This window comes from Streptomyces sp. 3MP-14 (assembly GCF_006334905.2).
GTDB lineage: Bacteria > Actinomycetota > Actinomycetes > Streptomycetales > Streptomycetaceae > Streptomyces > Streptomyces triticirhizae.
The window spans coordinates 127,920-150,812 of record NZ_VDLZ02000013.1 but is presented as its reverse complement, the minus strand read 5'-3'; the positions used below and the strand labels follow the sequence as shown (position 1 = coordinate 150,812).

Sequence of the window (22,893 nt, the reverse complement as noted above, 5' to 3'; positions counted from 1 at the left end):
CCGAGGAGGGCCGCCGGCTTTCAACGTCGCGCGGCTCACTCGATCGAGTGCAGCGCGCCGGCAGCTCGACGGGGGCGCGCGGCAGGCGGGATGCGCCGGTCCGACGGGGTGGCGCGGGCCGGCCTCGCCCTTAGGGTGAACGGGTGACCGCTCAACCTTCTCCCTCCCAGGACTCCGCACCGGACACCTCACGCGCCGCGACCCCCGAGTCCGCCGTCGGCCCCCGGCTGCGCGCGGCGCTCGACGGCCTGCCGGCCTACGTTCCCGGCCGGGCCAGGGCCGCGACGGGCCGCACCTTCAAGCTGTCGTCCAACGAGAACCCGTATCCCCCGCTGCCGGGGGTGCTGGAGACGGCCGTCGCCGCGGCCGGAGCGCTCAACCGCTATCCGGACCTGGCCAGTTCGGCCCTGACCGCCGAGCTGGCGGAACGGCTGGCGGTGCCGGCCGACCACCTCGCGCTCGGCACGGGCTCGGTGGGCGTGGCCCAGCAGCTGGTGCAGGCCACGGCGGGCCCGGGCGACGAGGTGGTCTACGCCTGGCGGTCCTTCGAGGCGTACCCGATCGTCGTCCAGATCTCCGGGGCGCGCTCGGTCCGGGTGCCGCTGACGGCGGACGAGGAGCACGACCTGCCGGCGATGGCGGACGCGATCACCGACCGCACCCGGCTGGTCTTCGTGTGCAACCCGAACAACCCGACCGGCGCCGCCCTGCGCCGCGCCGAGCTGCTGGCCTTCCTCGACCGGGTGCCGTCGGACGTGCTGGTGGTGCTGGACGAGGCGTACCGGGAGTTCAACCGGGACCCCGAGGTGCCCGACGGCGTGGAGCTGTACCGGGACCGGCCCAACGTCTGTGTGCTGCGCACGTTCTCCAAGGCGTACGGCCTGGCCGGGCTGCGGGTCGGCTACGCGGTGGCGCATCCGCCGGTGGCGGCGGCGCTGCGGAAGACGGCGGTGCCGTTCGGGGTCAGCCAGATCGCGCAGGACGCGGCGGTCGCCTCGCTGCGCTCGGAGGAGGCGCTGCTGGAGCGGGTGGCGGCGCTGGTCGTCGAGCGGACCAGGGTGACCGGGGCGCTGCGCGCCCAGGGGTGGACGGTGCCGGAGTCGCAGGCCAACTTCGTCTGGCTGCGGCTGGGCGAGGCCACGGCGGAGTTCGCGGCGCGCTGCGAGGAGCGGGGCGTCACGGTGCGGCCGTTCCCCGGGGAGGGCGCGCGGATCACGGTGGCCGAGCCGGAGGCGAACGACCTGGTGCTTGAGGTGGCCGGCGCGTTTCTGGCCGCCGGCTCAGGGCCGGGCTGAGCCGGGCTGAGCCGGGCCGGGCTGAGCCGAGCGGTCCCGGGAGCCGCGCACCCGCGCTGAGCTGCGAGAACACCGCGCCTTCACGAAAAACACACCCCCGGTGAAGTCCAGGGGAGAGCGCGGAGCATAATGGCTTGTGAATGTGAATACGTTCACAAGCACAGGAGCGGACCCATGGACCTCGCGCTCGCGCCGGAGACGTTGGCACGGTGGCAGTTCGGCATCACGACCGTCTACCACTTCCTCTTCGTTCCGCTGACCCTCTCCCTGGCCAGCCTGACCGCAGGGCTCCAGACCGCGTGGGTGCGCACGGGGAAGGAGAAGTACCTCAGGGCCACCAAGTTCTGGGGGAAGCTCTTCCTGATCAACATCGCCATGGGCGTGGTCACCGGGATCGTGCAGGAGTTCCAGTTCGGCATGAACTGGTCCGACTACTCGCGCTTCGTCGGCGACGTCTTCGGCGCCCCGCTGGCGCTGGAGGCACTGATCGCGTTCTTCTTCGAGTCCACCTTCATCGGGCTGTGGATCTTCGGCTGGGACAAGCTGCCGCCGAAGCTCCACCTCGCCACCATCTGGACCGTGGCGGTCGGCAGCGTCCTGTCGGCGTACTTCATCCTGGCCGCCAACTCCTGGATGCAGCACCCCGTCGGCTACCGCATCAACGAGGAGACCGGCCGCGCCGAACTGACCGACATCGTGCGGGTGTTGACGCAGAACACGGCGGTGGCCCAGTTCGCGCACACCATCACGGCGGCGTTCCTGGTCGGCGGCGCGTTCCTGGTCGGGATCTCCGCGTTCCACCTGCTGCGCCGCCGGCACATCGCGGTGATGCGCACCTCGCTGCGGCTGGGGCTGGTGACGATGGTGGCCGCCGGGATGCTGACCGCGTTCACCGGCGACCGGCTCGGCAAGATCATGTACGAGCAGCAGCCGATGAAGATGGCCGCCGCCGAGGCGCTCTGGGAGACCGAGGCGCCCGCGCCGTTCTCGCTCTTCGCGGTCGGCGACGTGGACGCCGGGCACAACGTGGTCAGCGTCGAGCTGCCCGGGCTGCTGTCCTTCCTGGCCCACGACAACTTCAGCGACCCGGTGCCCGGCATCAACGACACCAACGAGGCGATGCGGGAGGCGTACGGGCCGGGCGACTACCGGCCCAACATCCCGCTGGCCTACTGGAGCTTCCGCTGGATGATCGGCTTCGGCATGGCCTCGGCGGCGATCGGCGCGGCCGGGCTGTGGCTGACCAGGCGGCGGTTCCTGCTGGGCGAGGAGCTGCGGACCGGGGAGGACGAGGTGCCCCGGCTGGCGCTCACCCGCCACCTCCCGCTGGGCGCCGGGCTGACCCGCTGGTACTGGCGGATCGCGACGCTCACCATGCTCTTCCCGCTGGTCGCCAACGCCTGGGGCTGGATCTTCACCGAGACCGGGCGCCAACCGTGGGTGGTCTACGGGGTGTTGCGCACGGCCGACGCGGTCTCCCCCGGCGTCTCGCAGGGCGAGGTGATCACCTCGCTGGTCGTCTTCACCGCGCTCTACGGGCTGCTCGCGGTGATCGAGGTGCGGCTGATGATCCGCTACGTCAAGGCCGGGCCGCCGGAGCTGACCGAGGCCGACCGCCATCCGCCGACCCGGATCGGCGGGCCACCGTCCGTGCCGGGCGCCCGGGCGGACGCCGAGTCCGAGGACCGTCCCATGGCCTTCTCCTACTGACGGCCGAGTACGAGCACCGAGACGCGAAGGGAGCGTTCGGATGGAACTCCACACCCTGTGGTTTGTCGTCATCGCCGTGCTGTGGGTCGGCTACTTCTTCCTCGAGGGGTTCGACTTCGGCATCGGCGTGCTCACCGGGACCCTCGCCAGGGACCGGGCCGAGCGGCGCGTGCTGATCAACACGATCGGGCCGGTCTGGGACGGGAACGAGGTGTGGCTGCTGACCGCCGCCGGCGCGACGTTCGCCGCGTTCCCCGACTGGTACGCCACCCTGTTCTCCGGCTTCTACCTGCCGCTGCTGCTGATCCTGGTCTGCCTGATCGTGCGCGGGGTGGCCTTCGAGTACCGCGCCAAGCGGCCCGAGGAGCGCTGGCAGCGCGGCTGGGAGCACGCCATCTTCGTCTCCTCGCTGGTGGTGTCGGTGCTGTGGGGCGTGGCCTTCGCCAACATCGTGCGGGGCGTTCCGATCGACGCCGAGGGCGAGTTCGTCGGCGACGTGGGCGATCTGCTCTCGCCTTACGCGCTGCTGGGCGGCGCGGTGAGCCTGGCGCTCTTCACCCTGCACGGCGCGCTGTTCGCGGCGCTGAAGACGGTGGGCGACATCCGGGCGCGGGCCCGCCGGCTGGCCGGGCGGCTGGGGCTGGTCGGCGGCGCGCTGACCGTGGGCTGGCTCGGCTGGACGCTGGCCGAAGCGGACACCTGGCGCGCGGCGCCGGCGCTGGTCGTGGCGGTGCTGGCGCTGGTCGGCGCGCTGGCGGCCAACGCCAGGGGCCGGGAGGGCTGGGCGTTCCTCAGCTCGGGGGTGCTGGTGGTCGCGGTGGTCGCGCTGTGGTTCCTCACGCTCTTCCCCGACGTGATGCCCTCCTCGCTCGACCCGGCCTGGTCGCTGACGGCGGCCGACTCGGCCTCATCGCCGTACACGCTGCGGATCATGACCTGGTGCGCGGCGCTGGCCACCCCGCTGGTGCTGCTCTACCAGGGCTGGACGTACTGGGTCTTCCGCAAGCGGATAGGCACCCAGCACCTGGCGCCGGCCGCCCATGGCGCGGACGCGGAGCCGGCGGACGCGCCCGAGCCGGCCGGCACGGGGACGCCGACATGAGGCCCGTCGATCCCCGGCTGCTGCGCCACGCCTCCGCGACCCGCTGGCTGCTGGCCGGCTCGGTGCTGCTGGGGCTGGCCGAGGCCGGGCTGCTGGTCGCGCAGGCGCTGCTGGTCGCGCGGGTGATCGCCGGCGCGGTGACGGCCGGCCAGGGCCTGGGCGAACTCGGCGGCTGGCTCGGCTGGTTGGCGGCCACCGCGCTGGCGCGCGGGCTGGTCAGCTACGCCACCGACTGGCTGGCGCACCGGGCGGGCGCCTCGGTCACCTCGCGGCTGCGGCTGCTGCTGACCGACCGGGCCGCGCTGCTGACGCCGCACGGGCTGAACGGGCGGCCGACGGGGGAGCTGACCACGCTGGCCACCCGGGGGATCGACGCGCTCGACGACTACTTCGGCCGCTATCTGCCGCAGCTGGGGCTCGCGGCGGTGGTGCCGTTCGCGGTGCTGGCCTGGGTGGCGACGGAGGACTGGGTGGCCGCCGGGATCATGGTGGTCACGCTGCCGCTGATCCCGATCTTCATGGTGCTGATCGGCTGGGCCACCCAGGCCCAGATGGACCGGCGCTGGCGCCAACTGTCCCGGCTCTCCGGCCACTTCCTCGACGTGGTCGCCGGCCTCGCCACCCTCAGGGTCTTCGGCCGGGCCCGGGCCCAGGCGGAGAACATCCGCGCCATCACCGACTCCTACCGGCGCGGGACGCTGCGGACCCTGCGGGTCGCGTTCCTCTCCTCGTTCGCGCTGGAGCTGCTCGCCACGCTCTCGGTGGCGCTGGTCGCGGTCAGCATCGGGATGCGGCTGGTCCACGGCGACCTGGACCTGGAGACGGCGCTGGTGGTGCTGGTCCTGGCGCCCGAGGTCTATCTGCCGCTGCGGCAGGTGGGCGCCAGGTTCCACGCGGCGCAGGAGGGACTGGCGGCGGCCGATGAGGTCTTCGCCGTGTTGGAGACCGAGCCGCCGGCCCGGGGCACCGGGCCGGTGCCGGCGCGGCCCGAACTCCGGCTGGAGCGCACGGTGGTGCGCTACCCGGAGCGGGCGGGGGAGCCCGCCGAGCCGGCGGAGCCGGCGCTGCCCGCGACCAGCCTGCGCGTGGCGCCCGGCGAGACGGTGGCGCTGACCGGCCCCTCGGGCGGCGGCAAGTCGACCGCGCTGCGCGCCCTGTTGGGGCTGGTGCGGCCGGCGTCGGGGCGGGTGCTGGTGGGCGGGGTCGAGCTGGCCTCGCTGGACCTGGCGGCCTGGCACCGGGAGATCGCCTGGGTGCCACAGCACCCGCTGCTCTTCGCGGGCACGGTCGCGGAGAACGTGCGGCTGGCCCGGCCGGACGCCGCCGACGCCGAGGTGGCGGCGGCGCTCGCCGAGGCGGCCGCCGGGGAGCTGGACCCGGCGCTGCGGCTCGGCCCGGGCGGCGCGGGGCTGTCGGCGGGGCAGCGGCAACGGGTCGCGCTGGCGCGGGCGTTCCTCGCCGACCGGCCGATCCTGCTGCTGGACGAGCCGACCGCCGCGCTGGACGGGGCGACGGAGGCGGCCGTGGTGGCGGCGATCGCCCGGCACGCGGCCGGGCGGACCGTGCTGCTGGTCAGCCACCGGCCGGCGTTGCTGGCCATCGCCGACCGGACGGTGCGCCTGGGGCGGCCGGCGCGCCGGGACCGGGCGACGGACCCGGCCCGAATGATTCACGTGAAACATCGACCGGCGGCGGGCGCGGCGGACGCCGTTCCGGTGTCGGAGGCGCCGGCCGACGCCGAGCCGGCGACGGCCCGGGGCTCGGCGCTGCGCTGGGTGCGGGGGCTGGCCGGGGGAGGGCGCGGCCGGCTGGCGCTGGCCACGGTGCTGGGCGCGCTGGCGCTGGGCAGCGCGGTGGGGCTGATGGCCACCTCGGGCTGGCTGATCTCCCGGGCCTGGGAACAGCCGCCGGTGCTCTACCTGTTGGTGGCGGTCACCGCCACCCGCGCCTTCGGCCTGGGGCGCGCGGTCTTCCGCTACGCGGAGCGGCTGCTCAGCCATGACGCCGTGCTGCGGCTGCTCGCGAACCTGCGGGTCGCCGTCTACGCGCGGCTGGAGCGGCTGGCGCCGGCCGGCCTGGGGCGGCGCGGGCGGGGCGACCTGCTGTCCCGGATGGTGGCCGATGTGGACGCGCTCCAGGACTACTTCCTGCGCTGGCTGCTGCCGGTGACCGTGGCGGGCACGGTCGGCGTCGCGAGCGTGCTGTTCACCGGCTGGCTGCTGCCGGCGGCCGGCGCCGCGCTGGCCGTCGGGCTGCTGCTGGCCGGCGTGGCCGTGCCGGCGCTGGCCGGCGCGCTGGCCCGGCGGGCCGAGGCCCGAACGGCCCCGGCGCGCGGGGTGCTGGCGGAGCGGGTGGTGGCGCTGCTGACCGGGACCGACGAGCTGCTGGTGGCCGGGGCGCTGCCCGGCCGGCGGGCTGCGGTGGCCGAGGCGGACGGCGAACTGACCCGGCTGGCCCGGCGCTCCGCGCGGGTCACGGCGCTGGCCGGCGGGCTGACCGCGCTGGTCACGGGGGCGACGGTCGCCGCCGCCGGCTGGTTCGGGGTGCCGGCGGTGGCGAACGGGGAGCTGGCCGGCGTCTGGCTGGCCACCGTGGTGCTGGTGCCGCTGGCCGCGTTCGAGGCGGTGGCGGGGCTGCCGCTGGCCGTTCAGCAGCGGCAGCGCTCGCGGCGCGCGGCCGAGCGGGTGCGCGAGGTGCTGACCGCGCCGGAGCCGGTGACCGAGCCGGCGCGGCCGGCCCCGGCGCCGGCGGGCCCGTTCCCGCTGCGGCTGCGCGGGCTGACCGCGCGCCACCCGGGGCAGGCCGTTCCCGCGCTGCGCGGCGTCGACCTGGAGCTGACGCCGGGCCGGCGGATCGCGGTGGTCGGCGCCTCGGGCGCGGGGAAGACCACGCTGGCCCACTGCCTGCTGCGCTTTCTCGACCCGGAGGCGGGCGCCTACACGCTGGCCGGCACCGAGGCCACGGCGCTGCGCGGGGAGACGGTGCGCCGCTGGGTCGGCCTGTGCGCGCAGGACGCCCATGTCTTCGACAGCACGCTCCGGGAGAACCTGCTGCTGGCCCGCCCCTCGGCGTCGGAGCCTGAGCTGCGCTCGGCCCTGGCCGGGGCCCGGCTGCTGGCGTGGGTGGAGACCCTGCCGGAGGGGCTGGACACCCCGGTGGGCGAGAACGGCGCGCGGCTCTCGGGCGGGCAGCGGCAGCGGTTGGCCCTGGCCAGGGCGCTGCTGGCGGACTTCCCCCTGCTGGTGCTCGACGAGCCGGCCGAGCATCTCGACCTGGCCACCGCCGACGCCCTCACCCGGGACCTGCTGGCCGCAGCCGAGGGCCGCGCCGCCGTGCTGATCACGCACCGGCTGGCGGGCGTGGAGGCGGTGGACGAGGTGCTGGTGCTGGACGGCGGCCGGGTGGTGCAGCGCGGAACGCCCGCCGAACTGGCCGCCGTCGAGGGGCCGTTCCGTGCCCAGCTGGAGCGCGAGGCGGCGGCCGAGGGCGGGCGCCCAGGGCCGGCCGGGGACCGGCGTCCCGAACCGGTGGGCGGCCGCTGACCGCACTGCGGAGCCCGCCGGGGCATCACCGACTTTCGCTGACGAATCGGACTCCTTAGGCTGCTGGTATGCGGCAGGTGGCGGAGCCGTTGAGGGCCCTGGTGGCGCTCGGCGGCGACAGCGAACCGGAGGCCGTGCCGGCCCGGGTCGTCCGGGCCGCCGCGGAGCTGACGGGCGCCGGCCACGCCGCCCTCGCGGTGCTCAGCGACGACGGCGAGCGGATCGACCGGCTGCTCACCCACGGCCAGGCGCCCGTGCACGACCCCGAGCCGCTGCTCCACGCGCTGCTCGACGGCCGGGGCGCCCGCCCGTCCCCCGACACCACGCTCTGGGCGCCGGTCCTGGTCCACGGCGCCAAGTCCGGCGCGATCTGGCTGACCGACCCGCCGCGCGGCGCGTTCAGCGAGGCCGACCGCGAGCTGGTCCGGGTGCTGGCGGCCGAGGCCGGCCTCGCGCTGGGCAACGCCAGGCTGCACGAGGCGGTGCGCCAGCAGGCCCGCTGGCTGGACGGCAGCCTTGAGCTGTCCACCTCGCTGCTCTCCGCCGAGCCGGAGAACCCGGAGGACAACGCCCTGGCCGTGGTCGCCGAGCAGGCCAGGCGGCTGGCCCGGGCGGCGGTCGCGGCGGTGCTCGAACCCGACGGGGAGGGCGGGCTGACCGTGGTCGCGGTCTGCGCGGACGACCCCGGCGGGCTGCTGGGCTCGACCGTGCCGGCCGACTCGCCCGCCGTGCGGCAGGCGCTCGCCGGCGATCCGGTCTTCCGGGACCGGCCCACGGCCGACGCCGCCCCGCCGCTCGACCTCGGCGGGCCCTATGGCCCACACATGCTGCTGCCGCTGACCAGCGACGAGACCACGCTGGGCGTGCTCTCCCTGGCCAGGTCCGGCGAGGCCCCGCCCTACTCGGTGCCGGAGCGGGCCAACGCCACCCAGTTCGCCCAACAGGCCGCCCTCGCACTGCTGTTGACCAGGGCCCGACGGGACCGGGAGCTGCTGGCGGTGCTGGAGGACCGCGACCGGATCGCGCGCGACCTGCACGACCTGGTCATCCAGCGGCTCTTCGCGGTCGGCCTGATCATGGAGGGCGCCCGCCGGGTCACCTCCTCCGAGGACGTGCGCCAGCGGGTCGACCAGGCCACGACCGAGCTGGACGCCACCATCCAGGAGATCCGCACCGCGATCTTCGCCCTCCAGCAGCACCCGGACGACGCCCCGACCGGGCTGCGCACCCGGGTGCTCCGCGAGACCGGGGCCGCCGGCCAGCTGCTGGGCTTCCGGCCGGCCGTCTCGTTCGTCGGCCCGGTCGACTCGGTCGTCGAGGAGGGCGTGGCCCGCAACCTGCTCGCCGCGCTCCGCGAGGGCCTGTCCAACGCCGCGCGGCACGCCAACGCCTCCCGCGTCGAGGTGACCGTGGACGCCCGCGCCCACCAGCCCGACGGCCGGGAGGCGGTGCGGCTGACCGTCGCCGACGACGGCGTCGGCATGGGTGCGGGCGGCCGGCGGCGCAGCGGGCTGCGGAACCTGGTCCGGCGGGCCGAGTCACTCGGCGGCACCGCCGAGGTCGGCCCCGGCATCGGCGGCGCCGGCACCACGCTCGCCTGGCAGACCCCCCGCTGAGGCGGTACGGTCCGGCCATGGCACGCACGGTGGTGATCAGTGGGGGCGGCACGGGCATCGGCTTCGCGACGGCGCTGGCCTTCGCGCGGGACGGCGACACCACGGTCCTGGTGGGCCGCCGCCCCGAGGTGCTGCGGCGGGCGGCCGAGACGGTGGCCGGCGCGGTGGCGTGCCCCGCCGACCTGACCCGGCCCGAGGGCGCGGCCGCGGTGGCCGGGCTGGTCGCCGAACGCTTCGGCACCGTGGACGTCCTGGTCCACTCGGCCGGCGGCAACGGCGGCCTCGAACCGCGAGCCGAGCCAGCCGAGGGCGCCGACCCGTTGGCGGCGACCGCCCACGACTGGACGGTGAACTTCCGCCTCAACACCCTGACCGCCGTGCTGCTCACCGAGGCGCTGCGCGACCGGCTCGCCTCCCCCGGCGGCCGGGTGCTCTTCCTCTCCTCCATCGCCGCCTTCCGGGGCTCCGGCTCCGGCGCCTACGCCGCCAGCAAGGCCGCCCTCCACCCCTACGCGTTCGACCTGGCGCGCGACCTCGGCCCCCGGGGCGTCACCGTGAACGTGGTCGCGCCCGGGCTGATCGAGGACACCGAGTTCTTCGGCGACTCGATGACGCCCGAGCGCCGCAGGGCCAGGATCGACGAGACCCTCAACGGCCGCGCCGGCACCCCGGGCGACGTGGCCGAGACGGTGCACTGGCTCGCCTCGCACGCCGCCGGCCATCTGACCGCGCAGGTGATCCAGGTCAACGGCGGGGCCGAGCGCGGCCGTTGACCCGCCGCCCGGCGACCGGCCGGCCCCCGGGCGCGGCCCGTTCCGCCAGCAGCTCGCGGTAGACGGCGGCGCAGCCGGCCGCCGTGCGTTCCACGGAGCCGACCTCCCGCATGTGCTCCCCGGCCCGCCGGCCGAGCGCCCCGCGCAGCTCGGGGTCGACCAGCAGCGCCTCCAGCGAACGGGCCAGCGCCGCCGGGTCGTTCGGCGGCACCAGGCAGTGGGCCGCCTGCCCCGGCGGCAACAGCTCGCCGGCGCCGCCCACGTCGGCGACCACCACGGGCCGCCCCACCGCCATGGCCTCCAGCGGCGCCAGCCCCGTCCCGCCCCAGCGGGTGGGCGCGACCACCAGGTCGGCGGCGGCGAACCAGGGCGCGGTGTCCTCGGTGTGCCCGGTGAAGAGGACCTCGGGCCCGGCGGCCCGCCGCAGCGCGGCCCGCTCGGGTCCCTCGCCGACCAGGGCCAGCCTGGCCCCCGGCACCCGGGCCAGCACCCGGGGCCAGGCCCGCAACAGCACGTCCTGGCCGCGCCGTTCGGCGAGCCGGCCGACGCAGACCACCAGCGGTGCTCGCTGCGGCAGCCCGTGCACGGCGGCCAGCGCGGCGCGCGACTGGCGGCGCGTGACCTGGTCCCCGCGCGGCAGCCGGTCGAGGTCGACTCCGGTGCGCAGCACGGTCGTCGGCGCGGCCACGCCGGCCCGCCGGCCGGCCTGCCGCTGGTGGTCGGCGGCGCACAGCACCCGGTCCGTCCAGCCGACGGCGAGCCGCTCCCAGCGGCGGGCCAGCTGGCTGCCGATGCCACGGGCGGCCTGGAAGGACCAGACGTGCGGCTGGAAGACGGTGGGCAGCAGCCCGCGCAGCGCCAGCCGGCCGGCCAACCCGGCCTTGTCGCCGTGCAGATGGACCACGTCGGGCGCGGCCCGCCGCACGGCGCGGCCGGCGCAGAACACCTCCCAGGGCAGGTTCCCGGTCGGCGTCCGTTCCGCGAGCCAGAGCCCGACCCGGGCGCCGGCCCTGGCCGACTCCCTGGCCAGCCAGCCCCCTGAGGGGCAGAGCACCACCGTGCGCATCCCCAACCGGCTCTGGGCGCGCACCAGATCGGCCACCGCCCTGGCCACCCCGCCGTCCACCGGCTGCACCAGGTGCGCGACGGTCACCACGCGCAGGCCCCGTCGTCCGCCCCGGCGTTCGCCCCCGCCGGCCGGTCGGGCGCTCCGCGCCGCCGCTCACAACCCATGACGTTCCCTCCACGCTCCGTAACCGTCAGGCGGTGAGCAACCCTGACAGAAAGCAACCGCGAAATCACGGGAACGCGCAGAGAACAAACAGACAACCGGACAGAATCCCGAGCGCGGGGCCGCCCGGCGCGACGGGGCGCGCGGGCCGGCGCGCGTTCCCGGCCGGGCCCCGGCCGGTGACATTCGTCACCCACCGCAGCCCCCGGGGCCCCTGCGACCGAGAGCGACCCCAAGCAAAAGGACCCCAGCGAGGCTGAGGTCCTTGAGGAGTCGAACTCTGGTGCGCGAGGGGGGAGTTGAACCCCCACGCCCTTTCGGGCACTGGAACCTGAATCCAGCGCGTCTGCCTATTCCGCCACCCGCGCGAGCACCTTCGTGGCCTCGCTACCGGCCCTTCGTGGCCCGGAGCGCTGCCGACATCCAGAAGGCTAGCACGCCCTGCGGGGTGCCCTCACCCGGCATTTCACCCCGGCGTTCGCCCGACGCCGACCCCCACCCGACCCCGGCGTTCACCCCCCGCGCGCCCCGGTCAGCCCCCGTCGCGCCCCCCGTTCCCGGTCCCCTCGGCATTACCTCCGCACATGCGCGACACTGTTGCGAGCTCCCCCCTACGATCCGGGGGGAGACCGGTGCCCAGGTGGGAACCACCTGGGCGTCTCGCGCGTGGATACGATCAGTAAGCCCTACCACTTCAGCCGCGTGCCGGGACAATGGAGAAGGAGGTGCACATGGGAGTACTGAAGCGCTTCGAGCAGCGGCTGGAGGGCCTCGTCAACGGCACCTTCGCCAAGGTCTTCAAGTCCGAGGTACAGCCCGTCGAGATCGCCGGCGCGCTCCAGCGCGAGTGCGACAACAACGCCACCATCTGGAACCGCGAGCGCACCGTCGTCCCCAACGACTTCATCGTCGAGCTGAGCACCGGGGACTACCAGCGGCTGAGCCCCTACGCGGGGCAGCTGGGCGACGAACTGGCCGGCATGGTCAAGGAGTACGCCAAGCAGCAGCGGTACACGTTCATGGGCGAGATCCGGGTCCACCTGGAGCAGGCCGAGTCGCTGGACACCGGCCTCTACCGGGTGCGCAGCCGCACGCTGGCGGCCTCGGCCTCCGGCCACGGCGCGGGCGCCCCACCGACGGCGCCGCCCTACGGCGGCCCGCCCCAGCAGCCACCCTTCACCGGCTCCCCCGGCTATCCGCCCCGGCCGCCGGCCACGCCGCCCGGGGCGCCCCCGCGCCCGCCGGCGACGCCCTACGGCCAGCCGGCGCCCAGTCGCGCCCGGCGCTGGGTCGAGATCAACGGCACCCGCCACCAGATCTCCCGCGCCTCGCTGGTGATCGGCCGCAGCACCGAGGCCGACGTGCGCATCGACGACCCCGGGGTCTCCCGCCGGCACTGCGAGATCCAGGCCACGGAGCCCCCCTCGGTGCGGGACCTGGGCTCGACCAACGGCATCGTGGTGGACGGACAGCACACCAAACGCGCTACGCTCCGCGACGGCTCACGGATCGTCGTGGGCAGCACCACAGTCATCTACCGGCAAGCCGAAGGGTAAGCGGGGGGCAATGTCAGAGCTGACCCTGACGGTCATGAGGTTGGGCTTCCTGGCCGTCCTGTGGCTGTTCGTCATCGTCGCGGTCCAGGTGATCCGCAGCGACCTCTTCGGTACCCGGGTCACGCAGCGCGCCGCCGTCCGCCGCCCCGACCAGGCGGGCCAGCGCCGGGAGCGGCAGCCCCAGCCCAAGGCCCGTTCCGGGGGCCGGCAGCGGCGCGGCGCCCCCACCAAGTTGGTCATCACGGAAGGTTCCCTCGCCGGAACCACTGTCGCCCTCCAGGGGCAGACCATTACGCTCGGCCGGGCACACGACTCGACCATCGTGCTCGACGACGACTACGCCTCCGGGCGGCACGCCCGGATCTATCCGGACCAGAACGGCCAGTGGATCGTCGAGGACCTCGGCTCGACGAACGGCACCTATCTCGACCGAGGCCGACTGACCACCCCGGTCCCCATTCCGCCCGGCGCGCCGATCCGGATCGGCAAGACGGTCATCGAGCTTCGGAAGTAGGTCCGACCACAATGACGACCGGAGGGTGGGAGAGGCGCGCATGAGTTTGTCACTGAGATTCGCGGCCGGCTCCCATGTCGGAATGATCCGGGGGCACAACGAGGACTCGGGCTACGCGGGCCCCCGGCTGCTGGCCATCGCCGACGGCATGGGCGGGCAGGCGGCGGGCGAGGTGGCCAGCTCCGAGGTGATCTCAACGCTGGTGCCGCTGGACGACGACATCCCCGGCTCCGACCTGCTGACCTCGCTGGACGCCTCGGTGCAGCGGGCCAACGAGCAGCTGCGCGGCATGGTGGCCGACGACCCCAGGCTGGACGGGATGGGCACCACGCTCACCGCCCTGCTGTGGACCGGTCAGCGGATGGGCGTGGTCCACGTCGGCGACTCCCGCGCCTACCTGCTGCGGGACGGCGAGCTGACGCAGATCACCCAGGACCACACGTGGGTCCAGCGGCTGGTCGACGAGGGCCGGATCACCGAGGAGGAGGCGACCACCCACCCGCAACGCTCGTTGCTGATGCGGGCGTTGGGCAGCGCCGACCGGATCGAGGCCGACCTCTCCATCCGCGAGGTGCGCCCCGGGGACCGCTATCTGCTCTGCTCGGACGGCCTGTCCGGGGTGGTCAGCCTGGAGACCATGCGGGACGCGATGGTCGGGAACGCGGCGCCGGCGGACACCGTGCGGGAGCTGATCGAGCTGGCGCTGCGCGGCGGCGGCCCGGACAACATCACCTGCATCATCGCCGACGTCGTGGACGTGGACAGCCAGGAGAGCGACACCCTGGCCCGGCAGCTCTCCGACGCCCCGCAGATCGTGGGCGCCGTCGCCGAGACCCAGGCCCAGCGTTCCTCCGGCAACCCGCAGACCCCGGCCGCCCGCGCCGCCGAGCTGGGCCGCCCGCAGCAGCAGCCCACCGCGTCCGCCGCCCCGGGCCCGGCAGGACCGGCCACCGGCGTCTTCGGCCAGCTCTACCCGGACGATGAGTACGTCCAGCAGCGCCCGCGCCGGCCGCACCCGGTGCGCAACTGGCTGCTGGTCGCGCTGGCCGTGGCGGTGGTCGGCGGCGGCCTGTACACCGGCTACCGCTGGACCCAGACGCAGTACTTCGTGGGCGTCAACGGCGACCATCTGGCGCTCTACCAGGGCCTGAGCCAGAGCCTCGGCCCGCTGGACCTCAGCAGCGTCAAGGAGGACCACCCGGAGATCCTGGTCGACTCCCTGCCCACCTACCAGCAGCGGAACGTGCAGAACGACATCTCCGCCGACAGCCTGGAGGACGCCAGGGCCCAGATCGAGGCGCTGGGCGCCCAGGCCGAGGTGTGCGAGCTGCTCGCCGAACAGCAGCAGCAGCAGGAGGAGCAGCAGCAGGGGGAGACCGGGGAGAACGGCAAGGAGCCCGAGGAGCCCGGCGCCGAGCCGACGACGCCCGAGCTGACCGACGAACAGCGGGAGCTGGCGAACCGGTGCGCCACATAGCGCGGCACACAGCGGACCGAGAGACCTGAAGGCATGAGCAGCAACAACAACACCACCGTCTCCCCCGGCGGCCTGCCGAGTCGCCGGAACACCGAGCTGATGATGCTCGTGTTCGCGGTGGTGATCCCGGTCTTCGCCTATGTCAACGTCGGGCTCGCCAAGGAGGGTTCGCTGCCGGCCGGGATGCTCGGTTACGGCCTCGGCCTCGGCCTGCTCGCCGGCGTCGGGCACCTCGCGGTCCGCCGCTGGGCGCCCTACGCGGACCCGCTGATGCTGCCGATCGCGACCCTGCTCAACGGCCTTGGCCTGGTGCTGATCTGGCGGCTCGACCAGGAGCCCACGATCACCACGGACCGGCTGGGCGGCCCGCTCGCGCCGGGCCAGCTGATGTGGTCCACGATGGGCGTCGCGCTCTTCATCGGGGTGCTGCTCCTCCTGAAGGACCACCGGCTGCTCCAGCGGTACACCTACATCTCGATGGTGGTGGCGCTGGTCCTGCTGGCCCTGCCCATCGTCGTCGGCGAGGAGATCAACGGCGCCCGCATCTGGGTGCGGATTCCCGGCGTCGGCTCCCTCCAGCCCGGCGAGTTCGCGAAGATCATCATCGCGGTGTTCTTCGCCGGCTATCTGATGGTCAAGCGGGACGCGCTGGCCCTGGCCAGCCGCCGCGTCATGGGCCTCTACCTGCCCCGGGGGCGCGACCTGGGCCCGATCCTGGTGATCTGGGCGATCAGCCTGCTGATCCTGATCTTCGAGACCGACCTGGGCACCTCGCTGCTCTTCTTCGGCATCTTCGTGGTGATGCTCTACGTGGCCACGGAGCGCACGAGTTGGATCATCTTCGGCCTGCTGCTGTCGGCCAGCGGCGCGGTCCTGGTGGCCAGCACCAACGCGCACGTCGGCGAGCGGGTCGACAACTGGCTCAACCCGCTGGACCGGGCCGCCAACGACGGCGTCACGGAGACGGCGCAGGCGATGTTCTCGTTCGGCTCGGGCGGGCTCTTCGGCTCGGGCCTGGGGCAGGGCTACTCGCGGCTGATCGGCGGCATCGCGGCCAAGAGCGACTACATCCTGGCCACGGTCGGCGAGGAGTTGGGCCTGGCCGGGCTGATGGCGATCGTCATGCTCTACGCGCTGCTGATCGAGCGCGGGATGCGCACCGCGCTGGCGGCCCGCGACCCGTTCGGCAAGCTGCTGGCGGTCGGCCTCACCGGCGTCTTCGCCATCCAGGTCTTCGTGGTCGCCGGCGGCGTCACCGCGCTGATCCCGCTGACCGGCATGACCATGCCGTTCCTGGCGCAGGGCGGCTCGTCCGTCATCGCCAACTGGGCGCTTATCGCGCTCCTACTGCGCATCAGCGACACTGCCCGCAGACCTGCGCCCGCGCCCGCCCCCTCTCTCGACGCCGAACAGACTCAGGTGGTCCGTCCATGAACAAGCCCATGCGCAGGGTGGCCGTGTTCTGCGGGGTGCTGATGCTGGCCCTGCTGGTCCGGGTGAACTGGATTCAGTTCGTCCAGGCCGACGAGTTGCAGAGCCACGACGACAACCGCCGCGTCTCCATCGAGCGTTACTCGAACCCGCGCGGCGACATCATCGTGGACGGCGAGCCGATCACCGGCTCCGAGGAGACGGACGACCCGGACTACCGCTACCAACGCACCTGGACCGACGGCGAGATGTGGGCCCCGGTCACCGGCTACGCCTCCCAGGCGTTCGGCACCAGCCTGCTGGAGGGCGTCAACGACTCGATCCTCACCGGCGACGACGACCGGCTGTTCTTCAACAACACGATCGACATGATCACCGGCCGGGACCAGCGCGGCGGCGACGTGGTCACCACGCTCAACGGCGACGCCCAGCGTGCCGCGTTCGAGGGCCTGGGGGACCGCAAGGGCGCCGTGGCCGCGTTCGACCCGCGCACCGGAGCGATCCTGGCGCTCGCCTCGACGCCGTCCTACGACCCGTCGACCTTCGCCGGCTACGGCGCGGACGACGACGAGGCGTGGAACGCGCTGGAGGACGACGAGGACAAGCCGATGCTCAACCGGGCGCTGCGCGAGACCTATCCGCCGGGCTCCACGTTCAAGGTGGTCACGGCGGCCGCCGCCCTGGAGAACGGCCTGGTCGACGACATCGACGAGGCCACCGAGTACGAGGACCCCTACATCCTGCCGGACACCGACAACGTCGAGTTGGGCAACCAGGTGCCCGGAGTCTGTGGCGACGCCAACGTCCGGGACGCCATGCGGTACTCGTGCAACAGCGTCTTCGCCGGGCTCAGCAACGACGTCGGCAACGAGGGCATGATCGAGATGGCCGAGCGCTTCGGCTTCAACGAGGAGCACTTCGTGCCGGTCCGGGTGGACGCCAGCGTCTACCCGGAGGACAACCGCCCGCAGAACGCGCAGGCCGGCATCGGCCAGGCGTCCAACCGGGCCACCCCGCTCCAGATGGCCATGGTGGCCGGCGCCGTCGCCAACAACGGCACCCTGATGGAGCCGTACATGGTGGACCAGTTGGTCGCGCCGAACCTCAACGTGATCGAGCAGCACGACCCGGAGGAGCTGGGCGAGCCGGTCTCGGCGGACAACGCGCGCCAGCTCCAGGAGGCGATGGAGGAGGTCGTCGAGGGCAACAACATCGACCGCGGCTCCATCGGCGAGGACGTGCGCATCGGCGGCAAGACGGGCACCGCCCAGCGCGGCGAGGACAACTCGGAGCCGCCGTACGCCTGGTTCATCTCCTACGCGATCACCGACGAGGGCTCCCCGGTGGCGGTGGCCGTGGTGATCGAGATCGGCGACGGCGAGGTGGAGCGCGACCTGATCTCCGGCAGCCGCTTCGCGGCCCCGATCGCCATGGACGTGATGGCCGCCGTGCTGGACGACGACCAGGGCTGACGTTCGTGTCCCTCGTCCCGTGCGCGCCCCGGGCGGTCCGGCCCCCGCCCCGGTGGGCAACCGCGAACCACCGAACACACGTCATACCTGGGACCGGCCGACGGTGACCGGTCGCGATGGCTGGCGATACCGGTTGGATATCGGCCGCACACCGCCACCCGGTGGGTTCATCCCCGCCGGGTACCGTAAGCCACGGTCTGACTCCCCAAGCCCGAGCGCCACCGGGGAGCGCGGCCCGGGAACACACGGAGAGGGCTGGAAACATGGATGAGCCGCGTCGCCTCGGCGGGCGGTACGAGCTGGGCCAGGTGTTGGGCCGAGGGGGAATGGCCGAGGTCTACCTGGCTCACGACACCCGCCTGGGCCGCACCGTGGCCGTCAAGACGCTCCGTGCCGACCTCGCCCGCGACCCCACGTTCCAGGCCAGGTTCCGCAGGGAGGCCCAGTCGGCCGCCTCCCTGAACCACCCGGCGATCGTCGCCGTCTACGACACCGGCGAGGACTATGTCGACGGGATCTCCATCCCCTACATCGTGATGGAGTACGTCGACGGCTCGACGCTGCGCGAACTGCTGCACTCGGGCCGCAAGCTGCTGCCGGAGCGGGCGATGGAGATGTGCATCGGCATCCTCCAGGCGCTGGAGTACTCGCACCGCAACGGGATCGTCCACCGGGACATCAAGCCGGCCAACATCATGCTCACCAGGACCGGCCAGGTGAAGGTGATGGACTTCGGCATCGCCCGCGCCATGGGCGACTCCGGGATGACGATGACCCAGACGGCCGCCGTCATCGGCACCGCGCAGTACCTCTCCCCCGAGCAGGCCAAGGGCGAGACGGTCGACGCCCGTTCCGACCTGTACTCGACTGGCTGTCTGCTCTACGAACTCCTCACCGTGCGGCCCCCGTTCATAGGGGACTCGCCGGTGGCGGTCGCCTACCAGCACGTGCGGGAGGAGCCGCAGCCGCCGAGCGTCTTCGACCCGGAGATCACCCCCGACACCGACGCCATCGTGATGAAGGCGCTGGTGAAGGACCCGGACTACCGCTACCAGTCGGCGGACGAGATGCGCGCCGACATCGAGGCGGCCCTGGACGGGCGGCCGGTCGGCGCGACGGCCGCGATGGGCGCGGCGGCGTACGGCTACGACGACCGCCCCACCACCATGCTGCGGCCGACCGACCCGGGCACCACGATGATGCCGCCGGCCCGCGACCCGGACGGCTACGACGACGACTACGGCCGCGCGGACCGGCGCGGGGGCGGCCGGCACACCTCGACCATCCTGCTGGTGCTCGCCGGCATCCTGGTGCTGGTGGGCGCGATCCTCATCGGCCGGGCGATGTTCGGCAACGAGCCGCCCGAGGGCACCCTGCGGGTGCCGGACGTGTCGGGCGAGGCGGTGGAGGCGGCCCAGGAGCGGCTGGACGGCCTGGGCTTCCAGGTGACCGTCGGCGACCCGCAGCCCTGCGAAGAGGAGGAGGGCACGGTCTGCTCGACCGACCCGGAGGCCGGCACCCAGGGCGAGAGGGGTGACACCGTCACCATCATCCCGTCGTCGGGCCCGGAGCTGGTCGAGGTGCCGGACGTGACGGGCGACGCGTTCGAGGACGCCCAGGCCGAGTTGGAGGATCTCAACCTGACGGTGCGGCAGGAGTCCGAGGAGGACCCGGACGCCGAGCCGGGCACGGTGCTCTCGCAGGACCCGGAGGGCGGCGAGGAGGTGGAGCCGGAGAGCGAGATCACGCTGACCGTCGCCACCGCCCCGGACACGGCGGCCGTGCCGGACGTGATCGGGAAGCCCTTCGACCAGGCCCAGGCCGAGCTGGTCGCGGCCGGGTTCACCGTGACGCGGGAGAACCAGCCGGACGACTCGCGGCCGGAGAACGAGGTCATCAGCCAGGACCCGGGCGCCGGCGCGCAGCACTCGCCGGGCGGCCTGGTGGTGCTGACGGTCGCCGTGCCCACGCAGACCACGCCGGCCGAGGTCGAGGTGCCCAACGTGGCGGGGCAGCCGCTGGAGCAGGCCAGGGCCGCGTTGACCGGCGCCGGCTTCACCCAGCTGAGCGTGGAGGGCCCCGACACCCCGACCGCGCTGGTCGTGGTGACCAACCCGCCGGGCGGCCAGCGGGTCGCGCCCGACACCCCGATCACCATCAGCACCTTCGACCCGGGCACCGGCGATCCGGGCGGCGGCGGCGATCCGGGCGGCCCGGGCGGCGGGCCCGAGGGCGGCACGGAGGGCGACAACGGCGGCATCCTCGGGATGAACAGCCGGGAGGACTGACCCGGCAGGGGACGAGAGAGACGGGCCGGCCCGAGGCGGTGAACGCTTCGGGCCGGCCCGTCTCGTGGTGACCGGGGTCGTGCGTCGCCGGTTGGCGGCGGTTCGGGTTTCGGCGGAACGGTGGAGGCGGGCGGTCAGCCCAGGGCCTGTTCCTCCGGCTCGCTGGGGACGTCCGTGGCGGGTGAGGGCTCGACCAGCCAGTCGGGGTCGGTCTGCGCGCTCCACCACTTCCAGGCCACCACCGCGCCGCCGGCCAGCAGGCCCATCATGCCCAGCCGCCTGACGAACTGCCCGGCCCTGGCCTTCCGCCGCCTGCGGTGCGCCATGTGACGGATCTCATCCGCCGTCAGCTCGCCGCGCAGCGCGGCGACGGCGGCGGCGGAGCGCAGGGCCGCCTGCTCCCTGGCCGGGCCCGCCGCGAGCCTGGCCTGTTCGATGCGCGGCACCAACTGGGCCTCATATCGGAGCCGGGCCTGGGTAGCAGCCCGAGAGGCACGAGGGGCCACGTAGGCGCGGGCCAGCTGTGCGTACCGTGTGGCGTTCTCCCTGGCGGAGAGCGCGTAGGGGAGCACCGCGTCACCCGCCTGTCGAACAGTCGCCTTCCCGTTCCGGGTCACTGTTTTCGCCTCCTTGGTGATCTTTGGTGGCGGTTTCCCGCTGACTCTTCCTCTTGTCCACTCGTGCGCAAATCATGCCGGGTGCGGGGCGATACGGCACGCGAAAGGGCCATCCGGGGGCATGGCGTGTCGGGAGTCCGTGGCAGGATCGGTGACCGTCATTGAACGTAGACGGAAGGTAGATCGTGGCTGAGCAGCTCTACGCCACCCTGAAGACCAACCGAGGCGACATCGAGGTGCGGCTCTTCCCGAACCACGCGCCGAAGACGGTCAAGAACTTCGTCGAGCTCGCCGAGGGCAAACGCGAGTGGGTCCACCCGGCCACCGGGCAGCGGTCCACCGAGAAGCTGTACGACGGCACGGTCTTCCACCGGGTGATCAGCGGCTTCATGATCCAGGGCGGGGACCCGCTGGGCAACGGCACCGGCGGCCCCGGGTACAAGTTCCAGGACGAGATCCACCCCGAGTTGGCCTTCGACCGGCCCTACCTGCTGGCCATGGCCAACGCGGGCCCGGGCACCAACGGCTCGCAGTTCTTCATCACGGTGGCCCCGACGGCCTGGCTGACCGGGAAGCACACCATCTTCGGCGAGGTCACCTCGCCGGCGGGCCAGCAGGTGGTGGACGCCATCGCCGGCACCGCGACCGACGGCAACACCGACCGTCCGGTGCAGGACGTGGTGATCGAGTCGGTCACGATCGAGAGCCGCTGACGGCGAAGTCGGCATTCCGGGAACGATTCCGGCCCCCTGTCCGTAGGATCAGGGGGCCGGTTTCCACCTGGCCCGGGTCCGACGCCAGCAGCGAAGGGACGACATGGCCCAGCAGCATCCGCAGCCGGGGCTCGCCCGCTGCTACCAGCACCAGGACCGGGAGACCGGGGTCCGCTGCACCCGCTGCGACCGGCCGATCTGCCCCGCCTGCATGGTGCCGGCCTCCGTCGGCTACCAGTGCCGCCAGTGCGTGCGCGGCGCGGCCGGCGCCAGCAGGGCCGCGCGGCCCAGGACGCTGGCCGGCGGCCGGGTCACCGGGGACTCCGGGCTGGTCACCAAGGTGCTGCTCGCGTTGAACGCGGTGGTCTTCCTCGCCGTGCTGGCGCGCGGCGACGAGCTGGTGGTGGACCTGGGGATGGTCGGCCACGCGGCGGACGGCGGGACGATCTTCGCGCCCCACTGGATCGGGGTGGCCGACGGCGAGTGGTACCGGCTGCTGACCTCCGCGTTCCTGCACCAGGAGATCTGGCACATCGGGTTCAACATGCTGGGCCTGTGGCTGCTGGGCCCGCAGTTGGAGAGCGCGCTGGGCCGGGTCAGGTTCGTCGCGCTCTATCTGCTCTCCGCGCTCGGCGGCTCCACGCTCTCCTATCTGCTGGCGGACGAGCGGCAGCTCTCGCTGGGCGCCTCGGGCGCGATCTTCGGGTTGTTCGGCGCCACCGCCGTGCTGGCCCGCCGGCTCAACTACGACCTGCGGCCGATCCTGTTGCTGCTGGCGATCAACCTGGTGATCACGTTCACCTGGTCCGGGATCGCCTGGCAGGCGCACATAGGCGGGCTGGTCGTCGGCTCGGTGGTCGCGGCCGCGATGGTCTGGGCACCGCGCAGGACGCGGCTGCCGATCCAGATAGCGGCCTGCGCCCTGGTCGCGCTGGCCATCCTCGTGGCCTGCCTGGTGCGGACGAACCAGCTGGTCGGCTAGGCCGTGTCCGTAAGGTCTCGCCGGCGCCTCACGCCCCGCCTCCGGGCCTAAGGTCAGACTTATCCACAGCCGGTCCCGGATCTTGTGCACACTGTGGACGACTCGCGACGGTCACCGTCACCGAGGGCGTTTCCGCAGGAGAACAGGGGTGCGAAGGGTTCGAACACGGTCGGTCCCCGGCGCTCGACACACAGGGTTATCCACAGATCTTGCGATGTTCAGGCGGCCTGTGGATAACCCTGTGAGATGCCGCCGAGCGGGGTCGGCCGGGTCACTTCCACTGGGTGGAGACCACGAAGCCGAGCGCGATGAAGCCGAAGCCGACCACGATGTTCCAGTCGCCGAGGGCACCCACCGGCAGATCCGCCTTGGTCATGTAGTAGACCACGATCCACGCCAGCCCGATGCCGAAGAGCGCCAGCATCAGGGGAGCCACCCAACGACGCCCCGAACTCATGTCGAGCTTGGTCGCCGCCGGCTTCTCCGACGGCGCGTAGCTGCCGTCCTTCTTCTTACGGACCCGAGACTTCGGCACGAGAAAAACTCCTGTCGATCGCGCTGCGTAAGGCGCTAC

Annotated in this window: 17 protein-coding genes and 1 tRNA gene; 14 read left to right on the top strand and 4 right to left on the bottom strand. The window is 73.5% G+C overall.

The features are described 5' to 3' along the window. Positions 1 to 227: 227 nt before the first annotated feature. The 6 genes from hisC (at position 228) to FH609_RS21550 (ending at position 10,038) form a co-directional block, all read left to right on the top strand. Positions 228 to 1,295: a histidinol-phosphate transaminase gene (hisC, locus tag FH609_RS21575; protein ID WP_226961874.1), complete on the top strand. Its 1,068-nt coding sequence runs from the start codon at positions 228 to 230 to the stop codon at positions 1,293 to 1,295. Between the two features lie 174 nt (positions 1,296 to 1,469). Next, positions 1,470 to 3,005 (top strand): cytochrome ubiquinol oxidase subunit I, encoded by a 1,536-nt coding sequence (locus FH609_RS21570; protein ID WP_139670133.1) that lies wholly within the window; start codon positions 1,470 to 1,472, stop codon positions 3,003 to 3,005. A gap of 40 nt (positions 3,006 to 3,045) precedes the next feature. Beyond that, positions 3,046 to 4,107, top strand: coding sequence for a cytochrome d ubiquinol oxidase subunit II (cydB, locus tag FH609_RS21565; protein ID WP_139670131.1), 1,062 nt, complete (start codon positions 3,046 to 3,048; stop codon positions 4,105 to 4,107). Next, the gene (gene cydD, locus FH609_RS21560) at positions 4,104 to 7,649 is read left to right on the top strand and encodes a thiol reductant ABC exporter subunit CydD (protein ID WP_139670129.1); all 3,546 of its coding nucleotides are present in this window, start codon (positions 4,104 to 4,106) and stop codon (positions 7,647 to 7,649) included. The genes cydB and cydD overlap by 4 nt, the downstream gene beginning before the upstream one ends. A 68-nt stretch (positions 7,650 to 7,717) precedes the next feature. Beyond that, a complete protein-coding gene (locus FH609_RS21555; RefSeq protein WP_193317975.1) occupies positions 7,718 to 9,265 on the top strand; it encodes a sensor histidine kinase in 1,548 nt (515 codons plus the stop codon). 17 nt (positions 9,266 to 9,282) lie between these two features. After that, the gene (locus tag FH609_RS21550) at positions 9,283 to 10,038 is read left to right on the top strand and encodes an SDR family NAD(P)-dependent oxidoreductase (RefSeq protein ID WP_139670127.1); all 756 of its coding nucleotides are present in this window, start codon (positions 9,283 to 9,285) and stop codon (positions 10,036 to 10,038) included. On the opposite strand, the gene FH609_RS21545 is transcribed toward FH609_RS21550, so the two are convergent. Together FH609_RS21545 and FH609_RS21540 are read right to left on the bottom strand one after the other, a co-directional pair. Next, positions 10,010 to 11,194: a glycosyltransferase family 4 protein gene (locus FH609_RS21545; RefSeq protein ID WP_226961861.1), complete on the bottom strand. Its 1,185-nt coding sequence runs from the start codon at positions 11,192 to 11,194 to the stop codon at positions 10,010 to 10,012. The two genes, FH609_RS21550 and FH609_RS21545, sit on opposite strands and share 29 nt — an antisense overlap. 356 nt (positions 11,195 to 11,550) lie before the next feature. Further along, positions 11,551 to 11,637: transfer RNA gene (locus FH609_RS21540), tRNA-Leu, on the bottom strand. 363 nt (positions 11,638 to 12,000) lie between these two features. Between FH609_RS21540 and FH609_RS21535 the strand changes: the two genes are divergently transcribed. The 6 genes from FH609_RS21535 to pknB all read left to right on the top strand — a co-directional run bounded on the left by FH609_RS21535 (position 12,001) and on the right by pknB (position 20,007). Beyond that, entirely contained in the window at positions 12,001 to 12,825 is an 825-nt protein-coding gene (locus tag FH609_RS21535; RefSeq protein WP_139670125.1) for an FhaA domain-containing protein, read from the top strand. A 10-nt stretch (positions 12,826 to 12,835) separates the two neighbouring features. Further along, positions 12,836 to 13,339, top strand: a complete 504-nt coding sequence (locus FH609_RS21530) for an FHA domain-containing protein (RefSeq protein ID WP_122183122.1) — start codon at positions 12,836 to 12,838, stop codon at positions 13,337 to 13,339. Between the two features lie 40 nt (positions 13,340 to 13,379). Then, entirely contained in the window at positions 13,380 to 14,816 is a 1,437-nt protein-coding gene (locus tag FH609_RS21525; RefSeq protein ID WP_139670123.1) for a PP2C family protein-serine/threonine phosphatase, read from the top strand. Between the two features lie 33 nt (positions 14,817 to 14,849). Continuing rightward, positions 14,850 to 16,250 carry an FtsW/RodA/SpoVE family cell cycle protein gene (locus tag FH609_RS21520; protein WP_139670121.1) on the top strand — a complete coding sequence of 467 codons (1,401 nt, stop codon included), beginning with the start codon at positions 14,850 to 14,852 and terminating at the stop codon, positions 16,248 to 16,250. Then, the gene (locus FH609_RS21515; RefSeq protein ID WP_139670119.1) at positions 16,247 to 17,719 is read left to right on the top strand and encodes a peptidoglycan D,D-transpeptidase FtsI family protein; all 1,473 of its coding nucleotides are present in this window, start codon (positions 16,247 to 16,249) and stop codon (positions 17,717 to 17,719) included. The genes FH609_RS21520 and FH609_RS21515 overlap by 4 nt, the downstream gene beginning before the upstream one ends. A gap of 263 nt (positions 17,720 to 17,982) precedes the next feature. Beyond that, a complete protein-coding gene (pknB, locus tag FH609_RS21510) occupies positions 17,983 to 20,007 on the top strand; it encodes a Stk1 family PASTA domain-containing Ser/Thr kinase (protein WP_139670117.1) in 2,025 nt (674 codons plus the stop codon). A gap of 134 nt (positions 20,008 to 20,141) precedes the next feature. On the opposite strand, the gene FH609_RS21505 is transcribed toward pknB, so the two are convergent. Next, positions 20,142 to 20,624, bottom strand: a complete 483-nt coding sequence (locus FH609_RS21505) for a DUF5324 family protein (protein ID WP_226961860.1) — start codon at positions 20,622 to 20,624, stop codon at positions 20,142 to 20,144. 185 nt (positions 20,625 to 20,809) lie between these two features. Between FH609_RS21505 and FH609_RS21500 the strand changes: the two genes are divergently transcribed. After that, on the top strand, positions 20,810 to 21,337 hold the full coding sequence (locus FH609_RS21500) for a peptidylprolyl isomerase (protein ID WP_139670113.1): 528 nt from the start codon (positions 20,810 to 20,812) through the stop codon (positions 21,335 to 21,337). Between the two features lie 103 nt (positions 21,338 to 21,440). Further along, complete coding sequence (locus FH609_RS21495) at positions 21,441 to 22,319, top strand: rhomboid family intramembrane serine protease (RefSeq protein WP_139670111.1); 879 nt, start codon at positions 21,441 to 21,443, stop codon at positions 22,317 to 22,319. Positions 22,320 to 22,590: 271 nt separating this feature from the next. Here FH609_RS21495 and crgA read toward each other — a convergent pair whose 3' ends face one another. Next, complete coding sequence (gene crgA / locus FH609_RS21490) at positions 22,591 to 22,854, bottom strand: cell division protein CrgA (protein WP_139670109.1); 264 nt, start codon at positions 22,852 to 22,854, stop codon at positions 22,591 to 22,593. Between the last annotated feature and the right edge of the window lie 39 nt (positions 22,855 to 22,893).

Excerpts from the sequence above, each read along its gene's own strand:
- FH609_RS21570 (WP_139670133.1), top strand. The coding sequence starts at position 1,470 with ATGGACCTCGCGCTCGCGCCGGAGACGTTGGCACGGTGGCAGTTCGGC.
- cydB (WP_139670131.1), top strand. The coding sequence starts at position 3,046 with ATGGAACTCCACACCCTGTGGTTTGTCGTCATCGCCGTGCTGTGGGTC.
- cydD (WP_139670129.1), top strand. The coding sequence starts at position 4,104 with ATGAGGCCCGTCGATCCCCGGCTGCTGCGCCACGCCTCCGCGACCCGC.
- FH609_RS21555 (WP_193317975.1), top strand. The coding sequence starts at position 7,718 with ATGCGGCAGGTGGCGGAGCCGTTGAGGGCCCTGGTGGCGCTCGGCGGC.
- FH609_RS21550 (WP_139670127.1), top strand. The coding sequence starts at position 9,283 with ATGGCACGCACGGTGGTGATCAGTGGGGGCGGCACGGGCATCGGCTTC.
- FH609_RS21535 (WP_139670125.1), top strand. The coding sequence starts at position 12,001 with ATGGGAGTACTGAAGCGCTTCGAGCAGCGGCTGGAGGGCCTCGTCAAC.
- FH609_RS21530 (WP_122183122.1), top strand. The coding sequence starts at position 12,836 with ATGTCAGAGCTGACCCTGACGGTCATGAGGTTGGGCTTCCTGGCCGTC.
- FH609_RS21525 (WP_139670123.1), top strand. The coding sequence starts at position 13,380 with ATGAGTTTGTCACTGAGATTCGCGGCCGGCTCCCATGTCGGAATGATC.
- FH609_RS21520 (WP_139670121.1), top strand. The coding sequence starts at position 14,850 with ATGAGCAGCAACAACAACACCACCGTCTCCCCCGGCGGCCTGCCGAGT.
- FH609_RS21515 (WP_139670119.1), top strand. The coding sequence starts at position 16,247 with ATGAACAAGCCCATGCGCAGGGTGGCCGTGTTCTGCGGGGTGCTGATG.
- pknB (WP_139670117.1), top strand. The coding sequence starts at position 17,983 with ATGGATGAGCCGCGTCGCCTCGGCGGGCGGTACGAGCTGGGCCAGGTG.
- FH609_RS21495 (WP_139670111.1), top strand. The coding sequence starts at position 21,441 with ATGGCCCAGCAGCATCCGCAGCCGGGGCTCGCCCGCTGCTACCAGCAC.